This window comes from Pseudomonas sp. THAF187a, assembly GCF_009363395.1.
In the GTDB taxonomy this organism is placed as follows: domain Bacteria; phylum Pseudomonadota; class Gammaproteobacteria; order Pseudomonadales; family Pseudomonadaceae; genus Aquipseudomonas; species Aquipseudomonas khazarica.
The window spans coordinates 698,488-713,757 of the sequence record NZ_CP045349.1 but is presented as its reverse complement, the minus strand read 5'-3'; the positions used below and the strand labels follow the sequence as shown (position 1 = coordinate 713,757).

The following is a 15,270-nucleotide window of genomic DNA, read 5'->3' as shown; positions in this document are numbered from 1 at the left end:
ACAGAAAAACGCCAGCTCGAGGCTGGCGTTTTCATTCAGCGTGGCGCGACGGGCCTGGGCTTCTTCTTGTTGCCGCCACCGCTCGCTTTGCCACCTTTCTTCTGCTCCTGCATCTTGGCGAAGGCAGCCGCCTTGGCCTGCTCGCGCTTGTCCCAGGGCTTGGCACCGTCGCTGCCACGGGGTGGCAGGCCGTTGTGCTGGGTGAGGATCTTGCCACCGGCGCCGGCTTTCTTGCTGCCCACGGGCGTGGAGTTCTTGCGCCGCGCGCTCTGGTAGCTGCCGTCACCCACAGGCTGGGTAGCAGGGATCAGCTGGTGCTTGGCCGGGCCGATCAGGTCGGCACGGCCCATGCGCTGCAGCGCTTCGCGCAGCAGAGGCCAACCCTTCGGGTCGTGGTAGCGCAGGAAGGCCTTGTGCAGGCGACGCTGCTGCTCGCTCTTGACGATCTCGACGCCGTCGCTCTTGTAGGTGACCTTGCGCAGCGGGTTCTTGCCCGAGTGATACATGGCCGTGGCCGTGGCCATTGGCGAGGGATAGAACGCCTGCACCTGGTCGGCGCGGAAACCGTTGCGCTTGAGCCACAGGGCGAGGTTCATCATGTCCTCGTCGGTGGTCCCCGGGTGCGCCGCGATGAAGTACGGGATCAGGTACTGCTCCTTGCCCGCTTCCTTCGAGAACTTCTCGAACATCTGCTTGAAGCGGTCATAGCTGCCGATGCCCGGCTTCATCATCTTGTCCAGCGGGCCGCGCTCGGTGTGCTCCGGGGCGATCTTCAGGTAGCCGCCGACGTGGTGGGTGACCAGCTCCTTGACGTACTCCGGCGACTCGACGGCCAGGTCGTAGCGCAGGCCGGAGGCGATCAGGATCTTCTTCACGCCGGGCAGCGCACGTGCCTTGCGGTACAGCTCGATCAGCGACGAGTGGTCGGTGTTGAGGTTCTCGCAGATACCCGGGAACACGCACGACGGCTTGCGGCAGTGACGCTCGATCTCCGGGTCCTTGCAGGCGATGCGGTACATGTTGGCGGTAGGACCGCCCAGGTCGGAAACGACCCCGGTAAAGCCCGGCACCTTGTCGCGCATCTCTTCGATCTCGCGGATGATCGAGTCGTGCGAACGGTTCTGGATGATGCGGCCTTCGTGCTCGGTGATCGAGCAGAAGGTGCAGCCGCCGAAGCAGCCACGCATGATGTTCACCGAGAAGCGGATCATCTCGTACGCCGGGATGCGCTCGCCGCCGTAGGCCGGGTGCGGCACACGGGCGTAGGGCATGCCGAACACGTAGTCCATTTCCTCGGTGCTCATGGGAATGGGTGGCGGGTTGAACCACACGTCCACCTCGCCATGCCTCTGCACCAGCGCACGGGCGTTGCCGGGGTTGGTCTCCAGGTGCAGCACACGGTTGGCGTGCGCGTAGAGCACCGGGTCGTTACGCACCTTCTCGAACGACGGCAGGCGGATCACCGTCTTGTCGCGGGTCATGCGCGGGCTTTCGAGAATCTGCACCACCTTGGCTTCGTTGGGGTCTTCGACCTCGCCACCCTTGCCCTGCTCGATGGCGCAAGCCTCGGTGTCCTGCGTATTGACGTAGGGGTTGATGATCTTGTCGACACGGCCCGGACGGTCGATGCGCGTGGAGTCCACCTCGAACCAGCCCTGCGGGGTATCGCGCCGGATGAAGGCGGTGCCGCGCACGTCGCTGATGCTCTCGATCGACTCGCCACGCGACAGGCGCTGGGCCACCTCGACCACGGCGCGCTCGGCGTTGCCGTAGAGCAGGATGTCGGCGGTGGCGTCCATCAGGATCGAACGACGCACCTTGTCCTGCCAGTAGTCGTAGTGGGCGATGCGGCGCAGCGAGGCCTCGATGCCGCCGAGAATCACCGGCACGTGGCTGTAGGCCTCCTTGCAGCGCTGGCTGTAGACCAGGCTGGCGCGATCCGGGCGCTTGCCGGCCAGGCCGCCAGGGGTATAGGCGTCGTCGGAGCGAATCTTCTTGTCGGCGGTGTAGCGGTTGATCATCGAATCCATGTTGCCGGCGGCGACGCCGAAGAACAGGTTCGGCTCGCCGAGCTTCATGAAGTCGTCTTTGCTGCGCCAGTCCGGCTGGCTGATGATGCCGACGCGAAAGCCCTGGGCCTCCAGCAGGCGGCCGATGATGGCCATGCCGAACGAGGGATGATCGACGTAGGCATCACCGGTAACGATGATGATGTCGCAACTGTCCCAGCCGAGCTGATCCATTTCTTCCCGGCTCATCGGCAGGAACGGCGCTGGCCCGAAACACTCGGCCCAGTACTTGGGATAGTCGAACAGCGGCTTGGCGGCTTGCATATTTTTTGATCAGCGGGCTATCACGAGGGGCGCGGATCATAGCACAAATTTTGACCAAACCAGACTAATTCACTGGGTTTAATGCCTCGGCAGCAGCCTCCCGCGCCGCTGCAACTTGAGGAAAACCTGGCATTTTCCTGCAATAGCGCCAGGCCATATTTGTTTTCGATCAATAACGTTCCTGTGCATATACTCAAAACACTCGGACACCGCCTATCAGGATGCCTATGCTGCAGCGTTTCGTCTTATCGCTCGCTCTCTTGCTGTGGCTGGCCTCCACCAGCCAGGCGGCCCCCGTCATCACTCTGAGCGCGACCAGCAGCGGCTCGGCGCTCAACGCCGACGTCGAGCTGCTGGAGGATTCGCATGGCACGCTGAACATCGGCGACATCACCTCAGCCGCACAGCAATCGCGCTTTCAGGCGGCCAACGGGCGGGCCAGCGTGGGCCAGAGCCTGAATCCCTGGTGGATCAAACTCAGCGTGCAACGCGACAGCAGCGCGCCGACGGACTGGGTGCTGGAAGTCGGCTCGGTCACCCAGCTCGATCTGCAGCTCTACCTGCCCGATGGCCAGGGTGGCTGGCAGATGCGCCAGGCGGGAGAACGCGTGGCTTTCAGCGAGAGCCGCGACCTCGCATACCGGCGCATGGTGTTCGACCTGCCGGCGCTGGGCGAACAGCCGCTGACCCTTTACCTGCGTGCGTTCGACCCGGCCGGCAACTCCTTTCCCCTGCGCATCTGGCAGAGCGACGACCTCACGCAACTGGCGATCCGCGAGAACCTCGGGCTGGGCGTCATCTACGGCGTGGTATTCGCCCTGCTGCTGTACAACCTGTTCATTCTCATCTCGCTGCGTGACAAGGCCTACTTCTGGTACGTGCTGACCACGGCCTTCGCCCTGCTGTTCATCATCAGCATGACCGGCCATGGCGCGCAGTACCTGTGGCCGAACCACCCCGTTCCGGTCTGGCTCGACCGCATCACCCTGCCGTCGCTGTGGGGCCTGTTCGCCAGCCGTTTCACCCAGACGCTGCTGCAGACCAAGCTCTACGTCCGCTGGGCCCATCACCTGCTGAACATGGCCTGCGTGATCTACCTGATCGCCATCGGCCTGACCCTGTTCGAGCAGCGCTACCTGGCCGCCTGGGCCATCGCCCTGCTGTCGCTGACCAGCATTCCCGCCGCGCTGGGCAGCGCCGTGATCCGCTGGCGCCAGGGCTTCTTCCCGGCGCAGCTGTACCTCTACGGCTACGGCCTGGTGCTGGGCAGCGTCGCCATTCTGCTGCTGCGTACCACCGGCGTGCTGCAACCAGCCGAGTGGAACGCCTATGTGTTCCCCCTGGCCGTCGCGGCCGAGTCGATCCTGTTCTCCTTCGCCCTGGCCTATCGCATCCAGATCCTCAAGCAGGAGCGCGCCGACGCCCTGCTGCAGGCGGACCGCGAAAAGACCGCGCGCCTCGCGCAACTGCAGGCCAGCGCGGACGAGCTGCAGGCGGCGGTGACCGCACGCACCGCCGAGCTGGCCGCGACCAACGACCAGCTCCGCGAGCGCGAGCACGAGCTGCAGCACGCCGCCTTCCACGACCCGCTGACCGAACTGCCCAACCGCCGCTACCTGGTCGAGCGCTGCGAGTCGGCCCTGGCGCATGCCGAGCGCCACCAGGAGAGCGTGGCGCTGCTGCTGATCGACCTGGACCACTTCAAGCCGATCAACGACCGCTTTGGCCACGCCGCCGGCGACCTGATGCTGCAGGTCATCGCCAAGCGGCTGCGCGAGCACGTGCGCGCCGGCGACGCCGTCTCGCGCCTGGGGGGAGACGAGTTCGCGGCGCTGATCTGTGGCAGCGATGCGGAAAACCAGGCCCGGGAAATCGCCGCACGCCTGGTCAGCGAGCTGTCCGTACCGGTGCACTACGGTGCCGAGCGCCTGCGCGTCACGGTCAGCATCGGCGCCGCGCTGTACCCCTGCCATGCACAGAGCTTCACCGGCCTGTACAAGGCCGCGGACGCCGCGCTCTACCGCGTCAAGGAGCTGGGCCGTTCAGGCTCGCGGATACATGGCGACGATGGCGAACTCAGCGAACAGGCCTGCCTGCAGCTGGATGTGCTCAAGGTGCCGAGCGGGCTGGCCTGATCAGCCGATGTAGCGGCGTGGCACGCGAGCCGTGACCTTGGTCAGCAGCTCGTAGCCGATGGTGCCGCAGGCGATCGCGACCTCGTCCACCGGCAGATTGCTGCCCCACAGCTCCACCGGCGAGTCGATGCCAGCCTCGGGCACGTCGGTGATGTCCACCGCCAGCATGTCCATCGACACCCGCCCCGCCAGCATCGCCAGCTGACCCTCGACCAGCACCGGCGTGCCGCTGGGGGCGTGGCGAGGATAGCCGTCGGCGTAACCGCAACTGACCGTGGCGATACGCGAGTCGCGCTCGGCGACCCAGGCAGCGCCATAACCGACAGACTCGCCAGCCGCCACCTCATGCACGGCGATGACCCGCGCAGCCAGGGTCATCGCCGGCTTCAGGGCCAGCTCACTGGCGCTGAGATCGGCGAACGGCGTCGCGCCATAGAGCATGATGCCGGGGCGCAACCAGTCCATGTGCGCGGCGGGAATGGTCAGCACGGCGGCCGAGTTGGCCAGCGAGCGATACGTGAAGTCCAGGTCCAGCAGCCCGAGGAAGCATTCGACCTGCTGCTCGGTGAGCGGGTGGCCGCGCTCGTCGGCGCAGGCGAAATGGCTGAGCAGGTTGAGCTCGGCGACCTGCGGGGCATCCGCCAGCCGTGCATGCCACTGGCGCAGTTCGGCGGCATCGAAGCCCAGGCGGTGCATGCCGGAATCCAGCTTCAGCCAGACGTTCAGCGGGCGCGGCAGCTCACTGCCCAGCAGAGCCTCGACCTGCGCCGCGCTCTGCAGCACCAGGTCGAAGCCGAGCTGAGCGGCGATGGCATATTCGCCGGCCTCGAAGCAGCCCTCCAGCAACAGGATGCGCGCCTCGTCGTGCATGGCGCGCACTTCCGCAGCCTCCTCCAGGCTGGCCACCGCGAAACCGTCGGCGATATCGCGCAGCGCCGTCACCACCTCACGCACGCCATGCCCATAGGCATTGGCCTTGACCACCGCGAACGCCTGGCGGCCCGGCGCGCAGCGCTTGGCAAGGCTGTAGTTGTGGACGATGGCGGAGAGGTCGACGATGGCAGCAAGCGGACGCATGGCAGAGGGCCTGAACGAAAAACGGGTGCCCATCTTAACCCTTGGGCACCCGTTTTCATTGATCTGCGCCAGACCATCGTCGCCGTGAGCGCTGAGGGGCAAGAAGCCCGGCGCACAGCAACGATTTACTCGTCGTCGAACTGGTAGCTACCCGGTGCCAGATTCTCGAACCGCGAGAACTTGCCGAGGAAGGCCAGGCGCGCGGTCCCCAACGGGCCGTTACGCTGCTTGCCGATGATGATCTCGGCCACGCCCTTGTACTCGGTCTCGGGGTGGTAGACCTCGTCGCGATAGACGAACAGGATGATGTCGGCGTCCTGCTCGATCGCCCCGGATTCACGCAGGTCGGAGTTGATCGGGCGCTTGTTGGGACGCTGTTCGAGGCCCCGGTTGAGCTGCGACAGGGCGATCACCGGGCAGTTGAATTCCTTGGCCAGGGCCTTGAGCGAGCGCGAGATCTCGGAAATCTCGTTGACCCGGCTGTCGCCGCTGGAACCCGGAATCTGCATCAACTGCAGGTAGTCGACCATGATCAGGCCGATCTCGCCATGTTCACGCGCCAGGCGCCGCGTACGCGCACGCATCTCGCTCGGGGAGATGCCGGCGGTATCGTCGATGAACAGCTTGCGGTCGTTGAGCAGGTTCACCGCACTGGTCAGTCGCGGCCAGTCGTCATCGTCGAGCTGACCGGCACGCACCTTGGTCTGGTCGATGCGCCCCAGCGAGGCGAGCATACGAATGACGATGGACTCCGACGGCATCTCCAGCGAGTAGACGAGGATCGACTTGTCGCTGCGCATCAGCGCGTTTTCCACCAGGTTCATGGCGAAGGTGGTCTTACCCATCGACGGACGGCCGGCGACGATGATCATGTCGGCCGGCTGCAGGCCACTGGTCAGGTTGTCCAGATCATCGAAGCCGGTGGACAGACCGGTGATCGCATCACCGTTGTTGAACAGCTCGTCGATACGGTCGATGGCCTTGACCAGGATATCGTTGATGCCCACCGGGCCACCGGTCTTCGGCCGGTCCTCGGCGATCTCGAAGATCTTGCGCTCGGCCTCGTCGAGGATCTCCTCGCCGGTGCGTCCCTCGGGGGCATAGGCGCTGTCAGCGATCTCGTTGCTGATGCCGATCAGCTTACGCAGGGTCGCGCGTTCACGGATGATCTGCGCGTAGGCCTTGATGTTGGCCACCGACGGCGTGTTCTTCGCCAGTTCGCCCAGGTAGGCCAGACCGCCGACCTGCGACAGCTGACCTTCCTTGTCCAGCTGCTCGGACAGGGTCACGACGTCGAACGGCGCATTGCGCTCGGCCAGCTTGAAGATCGCCCGGAAGATCAGGCGATGGTCGTGGCGATAGAAGTCACCATCGGAAACGCCATCGAGCACGCGCTCCCAGGCATTGTTGTCCAGCATCAGACCACCCAGCACCGCCTGCTCCGCCTCGATGGAGTGCGGTGGCACCTTCAGGGCCGCAGTTTGCAGGTCGTATTGTTCGGGGATGCTGATGTCGTTCATAGGCTCGGAAAGAAAGTGCAGCGATAGAAAAACAAAGGGCACGGATCGCAGAAGCGATACCGTGCCCGATTGTCAGCAGACCCGCACCGAAGCGCAAGCCCGCTTGGCGGCTACTGCTTAGGCAGCGACCACGATCACCTTGACGGTGGCTTCGACGTCGGTGTGCAGGTGCAGTGCAACGTCGTACTCGCCGACCAGACGGATAGTACCGTTGGGCAGACGAACTTCAGCCTTGGCCACTTCAACGCCGGAGGCGGTCAGGGCGTCAGCGATGTCGTGGGTACCGATCGAACCGAACAGCTTGCCTTCATCGCCAGCAACGGCGGTGATGGTGACTTCCAGCTCAGCCAGTTGAGCAGCGCGAGCTTCGGCGGAAGCTTTCTTCTCGGCAGCGGCTTTTTCCAGCTCGGCGCGGCGGGCTTCAAACGCAGCTACGTTTTCAGCGGTAGCAGCGGTGGCCTTGCCTTGCGGCAGCAGGAAGTTACGGCCGTAACCGGCTTTAACGTTCACTTTGTCGCCCAGGTTGCCCAGATTGGCGATTTTTTCCAGCAGGATGACTTCCATTTGGGTCTTACCTCTTAACTTTTAACCTTCACCGTTCGCAGAGCCCGGGCCGTTCTTGCGCGCCAGGCGACCGCGAAAATCAAACAGACTGTCGACGATGGCCAAGACCACCAGCAAGGGATAGATCAGCTGCATGAACAGCAGCAACGTGATGTACAGGCCCACCAGCCAGAAGCGAGCGAGGCCACCCTTTTCCACCAGGCCATGCACCAGGGCGATCCCGGCGAACAGCAGCGGCACGCTGCACAGCGGCGTGAGCATGGCCAGTTGCGGCCCGAGGTTCGGACCCAGCAGCATGCCCGCCAGCAGCAACAGCGCCTGCGGCAGCGGCAGTCTCAGGGCGCGGAACTCGCTCCCGAAACCACCCGGGTTGTACAACACGGCCTGCCAGTAACGCCCAAGTATCAGGCTCAGCAAGCTCAGGATCTGCAGCAGGGCCGCCAGCAAACCGGTCAGCACTGGCGCAATCAGGGCCTCGAGACGCTCGCGTTCGTTCACCGTCATCTGCTGGTGAACCCCATCCAGCATGTTCGGCAGCAGCTTCTGCAGCTCGCCGGCCATGGCCGCGATGGGTTCGCGGAACACTGCCCCAAGGACAACCCCATACACCAGGCCCAGCACCACACTGCTCAGCAGTATGCGGTTCCAGGTCCAGCTGGCGCGCAACAACAACGCCAGTCCCAGCGCCCCGACCAACACCAGCAAGGTGCGTGGTTCGCCGAAATACCACCAGGCAATCGCCGGTAGCATGGCCCAGGCCACGATGCCCAGGGCATCGTTGGCACCGCGCCGCAACAGCACCAGGCTGCCAGCGGCGGCACTCAACCAGAACAACAGCGGCATCGCTGCCGATCCCACCACCACGAGGGTGGCCTGCATGCGGCCGCGCATGATGTATTCAGCCAGGGCACGCATGCGATCTATTCCTTAACTCTTGTCGACTATCCGATCTCAGCGGCCGTGGCTGTCGGTGTAGGGCAGCAGGGCCAGGAAGCGGGCGCGCTTGATAGCGGTGGCCAGCTGACGCTGATAACGAGCCTTGGTACCGGTGATACGGCTGGGAACGATCTTGCCGGTTTCCGAGATGTAGGCTTTCAGGGTGTTGAGATCTTTGAAATCGATCTCTTTCACGTCTTCAGCGGTGAAACGGCAGAATTTACGACGACGGAAGAAACGTGCCATGTGATTGGCTCCTCAATAGATCCGTGGATTACTCGTCAGCGTTGTCGCTGTCGTTGCTGTCGCTGTCATCGCTGTCGTTGGACTCAGCGTTTTCAGGACGTTCACGACGCTCGCGGCGCTCACTGCGGTTTTCTTCGGCCTTCAGCATCTCGGACTGACCGGTTACGGCCTCGTCGCGACGGATGACCAGGTTACGGATCACGGCGTCGTTGTAGCGGAAGCTGTCTTCCAGCTCGGCCAGGGCCTTGCCAGTGCACTCTACGTTGAGCATCACGTAGTGGGCTTTGTGGACGTTGTTGATGGCGTAAGCCAGCTGACGACGGCCCCAGTCTTCCAGGCGGTGAATCTTGCCACCGTCTTCTTCGATCAGCTTGGTGTAACGCTCGACCATGCCGCCGACTTGCTCGCTCTGGTCCGGGTGAACCAGAAAGATGATTTCGTAATGACGCATAAATGCTCCTTACGGGTTGTAGCCTGCCAACTAAGGTGGTCAGGCAAGGAGTGGGTTTTCTCGTGATGAGCTCACCGGACGTAAGGCATAGAAAAGCCTGCCGTCACGGCAAGGGGCGCCATTCTAGAGAAGCCCCCTGCCGCACGCAAGGTGAACTGGCGATTATTTGAACAGTCAGCCGCGCACCTTGGCCTGGCGCTGGCGCACCGCCTCGAACAGGCAGACGCCGGTGGCGACCGATACGTTCAGGCTGCTGACGCTGCCGCCCATGGGCAGCTTGACCAGGTAATCGCAATGCTCGCGGGTCAGGCGGCGCATGCCCTTGCCTTCGGCGCCCATCACCAGCACCGTCGGCCCGGTCATGTCGAGCTGGTACAGCTCCTGCTCCACCTCACCGGCGGTGCCGACGACCCACAGGCCTTTCTTCTGCAGCTTCTCCAGGGTCCGCGCCAGGTTGGTCACCGCGACCAGCGGAATGACCTCGGCGGCGCCGCAGGCCACCTTGCGCACGGTGGCGTTGAGCGTGGCCGACTTGTCCTTGGGCACGATCACCGCCTGCGCACCCGCGGCATCGGCCGTACGCAGGCAGGCCCCCAGGTTGTGCGGATCGGTGACGCCGTCGAGCACCAGCAGCAAGGGCACGCCCTCGCTACGTTCGAGCAGCTCGTCGAGCATGTTCTCGCCCCAGACCTGGCTCGGACTGACCTCGGCGACCACGCCCTGGTGCACGCCCTCGGCCCACTCGTCGAGCTCCTGGCGCTCCTTGTGCCCGACCGGCACGCGGTGCTGCGCCGCCAGTTCCAGCATCGGCTGGATACGCGGCGCCTGACGGCTCTCGGCCAGCCACAACTGCTTGACCCGCTTGGGGTGATGGCGCAGCAGCGCCTCCACGGCATGCACGCCGTAGACCTTCTCCAACTGACTCATCGTTTCGCCTTACGCTTGCTCGGCTTGCCGCCAGCGGTCGTCTCGGCCTTCCCCTTGGGTGCAGGCGCGCCCTTGCGATGGCTGGACGATTTCTTCGCCGGGGCCTTGGCACCGCCCTTCTTCGCTCCATCGAGCAGCGCCTTCTTCACCTCGCGGCTTTTCTGCACGTCGGTATTGCCCATGCCGCCGCGCTTGCCCGTGCGACGGGCGTCATCACCCTTGCCGGCCTTGCCCTGGCTCAGCTCGAAGTCGATCTTGCGCTCGTCGAGGTCGACCCGCATCACCTTGACCTCGACGCTGTCGCCCAGGCGGAAGCTGCGACCGCTGCGCTCGCCGGACAGGCGATGATGGACGGGATCGAAGTGGTAGTAGTCGGCCGGCAACGCGGTCACGTGCACCAGGCCCTCAACATAGATGTCGCGCAACTCGACGAAGATGCCGAAGCCGGTCACCGCGGTGATCACGCCTTCGAAGGTCTCGCCGACGCGATCCTGCATGAACTCGCACTTGAGCCAGTTGACCACGTCACGAGTGGCCTCGTCGGCGCGGCGCTCGGTCATCGAGCACTGCTCGCCGAGTTTCTCCAGGGCCGCCTCGTCGTACGGATAGATGCGCGCCTTGGGCATGGTCGCCGCACCGGCGCGCTCGACGTGCTTGGTTTCCCGCTTGGAGCGAATCATGCTGCGAATGGCGCGGTGCACCAGCAGGTCGGGATAGCGACGGATCGGCGAGGTGAAGTGGGTGTAGGCCTCGTAATTGAGACCGAAGTGCCCTTCGTTCTGCGCGCTGTACACCGCCTGGCTGAGCGAACGCAGCATCACGGTCTGGATCAGGTGGAAGTCCGGACGCTCGCGGATGCTCTCCAGCAGACGCTGGTAGTCCTTCGGCGACGGGCCATCCTTGGATTTGCCGCGCTGCAGCGACAGGCCGAGCTCACCGAGGAACTGCTTGAGCTTCTCCAGGCGCTCTGGCGGCGGGCCATCGTGCACGCGATACAGCGAGGGAATCTCGTGATCCTGCATGAAGCGTGCGGTGGCCACGTTGGCGGCCAGCATGCACTCCTCGATCAGCTTGTGCGCATCGTTGCGCTGGGTCGGACGGATCTCGTCGATCTTGCGGTCGGAACCGAAGACGATGCGCGTCTCCTGCGTCTCGAAGTCGATGGCGCCGCGCTCGTGACGTGCGGCGACCAGCACCTGATAGAGCGCATACAGCTCCTTGAGGTGCGGCAGGACCGCCTTGTACTCGCTGCGCAGGGCCTTGCCTTCGGCGCCCTTGGGATCTTCCAGCATGTAGCTGACCTTGTTGTAGGTCAGGCGCGCATGGGAGTGGATCACCGCCTCGTAGAACTTGTAGTCGACCATCTGGCCGCTCTTGGACATGCTCATCTCGCAGACCATGGCCAGGCGATCGACATGCGGGTTGAGCGAGCACAGGCCGTTGGACAGTTCCTCCGGCAACATCGGCACGACGCGCTCGGGGAAGTACACCGAGTTGCCACGCTCCACCGCTTCGGCATCCAGCGCCGAGCCGACCTTCACGTAGTGCGACACGTCGGCGATGGCCACGTACAGCTTCCAGCCACCGGAGAACAGCTTCCAGCGGCTGCTGTTCTTCTCGCAGTAGACGGCGTCGTCGAAGTCGCGTGCATCCTCGCCATCGATGGTGACGAACGGCAGATGACGCAGATCGACGCGCTTCTCCTTGTCCTTCTCTTCCACCTCGGGCTTGAGCTTGCGCGCTTCCTTGATCACGGCCTCGGGCCAGACATGCGGAATGTCGTAGCTGCGCAGCGCCACGTCGATTTCCATGCCCGGCGCCATGTAGTTGCCGATCACCTCGACGATGTCGCCCTGCGGCTGGAAGCGCTGCGTCGGCCAGTGGGTGATCTTGATCTCGACGAACTGACCGATCCGCGCACCGGCGGTGCGGCCCGGAGTGACCAGCACTTCCTGCTGAATCTTCGGGTTGTCCGCGACCACGAAGCCGATACCGTTCTCTTCGTAGTAGCGACCGACGACGCTCTCGTGAGCACGTTCGATCACCTCGACGATGCCACCCTCGCGGCGCCCGCGACGGTCGAAACCGGCCACGCGCACCAGGGCCCGGTCGCCGTCGAAGACCAGGCGCATCTGCGCCGGGCTGAGGAACAGGTCGTCACTGCCGTCGTCCGGCACCAGGAAGCCGAAACCGTCGCGGTGACCGCTGATGCGACCGCAGATCAGGTCGAGCTTGTCCACCGGGGCATAGCTGCCTCGCCGGGTATAGATCAGTTGACCGTCGCGCTCCATGGCACGCAGGCGGCGGCGCAGGGCTTCGAGCTGGTCTTCGGTTTCGAGACCGAACTCTTCGACCAGCTGCTCGCGGCTGGCGGGCGAACCACGTTCGGCCAGATGGGCCAGAATCAGTTCGCGGCTGGGAATGGGGTTTTCGTATTTTTCCGCCTCGCGGGCGGCCTCGGGATCGAGGGATTGCCAATCGGCCATTTAAAGGGGGTTACCTATGCGTATGTATAAAGGTGTGTGTGCCATATGCCTATTGAAGCGCGAAATCGGCATCCGGGGCAGCTTTTCCGGCGACAATAATTTTTTTGGGGTCAGGGGTTTACAAGGTAAATGCCCGCCCGTATAGTTCGCGCCCACAGCGTCGAGGAGACGTTGTAACACGAAGCAGATGATGATTCATCGGTTTCAGTGCCCAGGTGGCGGAATTGGTAGACGCGCTGGTTTCAGGTATCAGTGGTGGCAACACCGTGGAAGTTCGAGTCTTCTCCTGGGCACCAAATTCGTGAAGCAGATTGATAACCTGCTTCGCAATAACGGACGCAGTGATCCGTGTCGGCAACGATGAACATTGCAGTGTGCCCAGGTGGCGGAATTGGTAGACGCGCTGGTTTCAGGTATCAGTGGTGGCAACACCGTGGAAGTTCGAGTCTTCTCCTGGGCACCAAAATTCAAGAAAACCGAGTCGAAAGACTCGGTTTTTTTATGCCCGCAGAAAAAGGCCGCCAGCAGGCGGCCCCCGCACTCAGACCTTGAACTGCCCCAGACTGGCCTTGAGCTGCGCCGCCAGCTCGTCCAGCGCCCGCGCATTGCCGGCAATGGCCGTCACCGCCTCTGCGGCACGTCGCGCCTCGGCATGAATCACCTCGACCCGCTCACGCACCGCCCCGGCGCCCTGCGCCTGGTGCGCCGCCGCCTGTGTCGCGGCATTGATGGCGCCATGCACCTCATCCACCGACTGCTGCACCGATTGCTGCAGGCGCGCACTGTCGCGCAGCACCTCGAGCCCTTCGTTGCCCTGGGTGCCCGCCTGGGTGATGGCCGCCACCGCTTCCTGTGCGCCACGCTGCAGGGCAGCGATATGCGTCTGGATGTCGCCGGTCGATTGCTGGGTCTTGCTGGCCAGGGCACGCACCTCGTCCGCCACCACGGCGAAACCGCGACCGCTTTCCCCGGCCCGTGCCGCCTCGATGGCCGCGTTCAGCGCCAGCAGGTTGGTCTGCTCGGCGATGGACTGAATCACGGTCAGCACCACCTCGATCTGCTCGCTCTGCTTGGCCAGGCGCTCGATCACCGCCGAACCGTCCGCCACACGGGCAACCAGCCCCTCGATCAGAGCGGATAGCCGCTGAGCGATCGCCGCATTCTCATGCGCCGCCTGGCGAATGGTATCGACGCGCTGCAGCGCCTCCTGCATCGCCTGGCTCTCGGACTGCGCCTCATCCGCCATCTGCTCCAGCGCCTGCAGGCTGCCCGCCACCTCGTCACGCTGGCGACCGGCCGCCGCCTCCGCCGCCACGCCGCGCTCGGTCAGGCTGCGAATCTGCTCGCCGGTGCGCAGCGCCACCTCGCCGGATTCGCGCACGATGGGTTGCAACTTGGCGATGAAGCGATTGACCGCCCCCGCCATCTCGCCCACTTCGTCCTGGCTGCGAACATCCACACGACGCGTCAGGTCGCCCTCACCCGCCGCCAGATCGTTGAGCGCATCGCTGAGCAGGCGCAGGCGGCTGAGCACCCGCCAGCCCAGCACCAGCGCCACCGCCATCAGTGCCACGGCACCGACCACCAGCAAGCCCAGGGCGATGTTCCAGCGCAGCGTGTCCGCCGCAGCACGCACCGACTCGCCGCCATTGCGCGCCATCTCGTCGGTGTAGCGCTCGGCCGACTTCAGGCGCTCGCGCAAGGCCCGCGCCGCCTCTTCCGACGCCCCCGACAGACTGCTGTCGACCAGCTCGCCCGCACCGTTGACCAGCCCGTTGAAGCGCCCGTCGAGTGCCGCCAGCTCACGCTCGACCACCTCCAGCGAGAGCCCCATCTGGATCTTGCCGATCTGTGCGCCCATCGGATTGATTTCCGCCTCGACGATGTACACCCGCGGATCACGCGAAGCGGCGTCGACCAGCTTGTCCAGCGGCGAACTGCCCTGCCCCGCCGCGACCAGCTCGCGCACCCTTGAGTTGCTGCGGTTGAAATTGCGCGTCAGGCGCTTGCCCTCGGCGTCGTAGACCACCGCGAAGAGCACCGCCGGGTCCTGCTGCGCGATACGGGTCAGGGCCGTCAGCGCCGGAACGTCCAGGTCCCATATGGCCTTGGGCGCCACCCCGGCGAGCAGCCGCGCCAGCGATTGCCCGGACTGCTTGAGACTGCCCTCGAGCACCTCGCGCAGTTGCGCCTGCTCGCTCTTGAGCTGCCCGGAAAGGCCCTCGGTAAGGCGTGCGCGGGTGCTCTGCGAGAGCGCCGCCAGGCCCTGGCTCATCTCCTGCTCGGCCAGGTTCAGCTCATCGCCCAGGCGCCTGCTTTCGCCGCCCAGACGCTGGGCGAGATCCTCGACCATGCCATTGACCGACGCCCCCATCAGCCACACCGCAAGCCCGACCTGCACCAACATGGCCAGACCCAGGGCAACGTACACCGGGCGCAGCAGACGACTGCGCAACATCGAAACGATGGCGAACACGGGCAACACTCCTCAACGACCGTAATCGTGTTAACGGCGACTTCCGGGATAAATTTAGCTCAAGCAAGCTTCATACCCGGCACCCGGATACGAAAAGACCGCCCGGAGGCGGTCTTTTC

11 protein-coding genes, 2 tRNA genes and 1 pseudogene are annotated in these 15,270 nt (G+C 64.5%); 3 read left to right on the top strand and 11 right to left on the bottom strand.

Annotation, left to right across the window (positions count from 1 at the left end; genetic code table 11):
• Positions 1-35 precede the first annotated feature (35 nt).
• Positions 36-2,333, bottom strand: a complete 2,298-nt coding sequence (locus FIV02_RS03265; RefSeq protein WP_152487781.1) for a YgiQ family radical SAM protein — start codon at positions 2,331-2,333, stop codon at positions 36-38.
• A 227-nt stretch (positions 2,334-2,560) separates the two neighbouring features.
• Here FIV02_RS03265 and FIV02_RS03260 point away from each other — a divergent pair, with 227 nt between their 5' ends.
• Positions 2,561-4,468 (top strand): diguanylate cyclase, encoded by a 1,908-nt coding sequence (locus tag FIV02_RS03260; protein WP_152487780.1) that lies wholly within the window; start codon positions 2,561-2,563, stop codon positions 4,466-4,468.
• Here the strand turns inward: FIV02_RS03260 and alr are convergent, their stop codons facing one another.
• The 8 genes from alr to rnr all read right to left on the bottom strand — a co-directional run bounded on the left by alr (position 4,469) and on the right by rnr (position 12,675).
• Positions 4,469-5,545 (bottom strand): alanine racemase, encoded by a 1,077-nt coding sequence (alr, locus tag FIV02_RS03255; protein ID WP_152487779.1) that lies wholly within the window; start codon positions 5,543-5,545, stop codon positions 4,469-4,471.
• 125 nt (positions 5,546-5,670) lie between these two features.
• Positions 5,671-7,065, bottom strand: coding sequence for a replicative DNA helicase (dnaB, locus tag FIV02_RS03250; protein ID WP_037052414.1), 1,395 nt, complete (start codon positions 7,063-7,065; stop codon positions 5,671-5,673).
• Between the two features lie 117 nt (positions 7,066-7,182).
• Positions 7,183-7,629 (bottom strand): 50S ribosomal protein L9, encoded by a 447-nt coding sequence (gene rplI / locus FIV02_RS03245; RefSeq protein ID WP_037052411.1) that lies wholly within the window; start codon positions 7,627-7,629, stop codon positions 7,183-7,185.
• Positions 7,630-7,650: 21 nt separating this feature from the next.
• On the bottom strand, positions 7,651-8,544 hold the full coding sequence (locus tag FIV02_RS03240; RefSeq protein ID WP_047590136.1) for a hypothetical protein: 894 nt from the start codon (positions 8,542-8,544) through the stop codon (positions 7,651-7,653).
• Positions 8,545-8,580: 36 nt separating this feature from the next.
• Positions 8,581-8,811: a 30S ribosomal protein S18 gene (gene rpsR, locus FIV02_RS03235; protein WP_003246847.1), complete on the bottom strand. Its 231-nt coding sequence runs from the start codon at positions 8,809-8,811 to the stop codon at positions 8,581-8,583.
• Positions 8,812-8,839: 28 nt separating this feature from the next.
• On the bottom strand, positions 8,840-9,262 hold the full coding sequence (gene rpsF / locus FIV02_RS03230) for a 30S ribosomal protein S6 (protein WP_047590140.1): 423 nt from the start codon (positions 9,260-9,262) through the stop codon (positions 8,840-8,842).
• Between the two features lie 174 nt (positions 9,263-9,436).
• Positions 9,437-10,189, bottom strand: coding sequence for a 23S rRNA (guanosine(2251)-2'-O)-methyltransferase RlmB (rlmB, locus tag FIV02_RS03225; protein WP_152487778.1), 753 nt, complete (start codon positions 10,187-10,189; stop codon positions 9,437-9,439).
• Positions 10,186-12,675, bottom strand: coding sequence for a ribonuclease R (rnr, locus tag FIV02_RS03220; RefSeq protein WP_152487777.1), 2,490 nt, complete (start codon positions 12,673-12,675; stop codon positions 10,186-10,188). The genes rlmB and rnr overlap by 4 nt, the downstream gene beginning before the upstream one ends.
• A 209-nt stretch (positions 12,676-12,884) precedes the next feature.
• On the opposite strand from rnr, the gene FIV02_RS03215 reads away from it, so the two are divergent.
• Both FIV02_RS03215 and FIV02_RS03210 read left to right on the top strand, forming a co-directional pair.
• Positions 12,885-12,971: transfer RNA gene (locus FIV02_RS03215), tRNA-Leu, on the top strand.
• An 80-nt stretch (positions 12,972-13,051) separates the two neighbouring features.
• Positions 13,052-13,138: transfer RNA gene (locus tag FIV02_RS03210), tRNA-Leu, on the top strand.
• Between the two features lie 78 nt (positions 13,139-13,216).
• Here FIV02_RS03210 and FIV02_RS25150 read toward each other — a convergent pair.
• Positions 13,217-13,921: a methyl-accepting chemotaxis protein gene (locus FIV02_RS25150; protein ID WP_371923260.1), complete on the bottom strand. Its 705-nt coding sequence runs from the start codon at positions 13,919-13,921 to the stop codon at positions 13,217-13,219.
• Between the two features lie 201 nt (positions 13,922-14,122).
• Positions 14,123-14,239, bottom strand: a pseudogene (locus tag FIV02_RS25145) (hypothetical protein); the annotation flags it as partial.
• Positions 14,240-15,270: the final 1,031 nt, after the last annotated feature.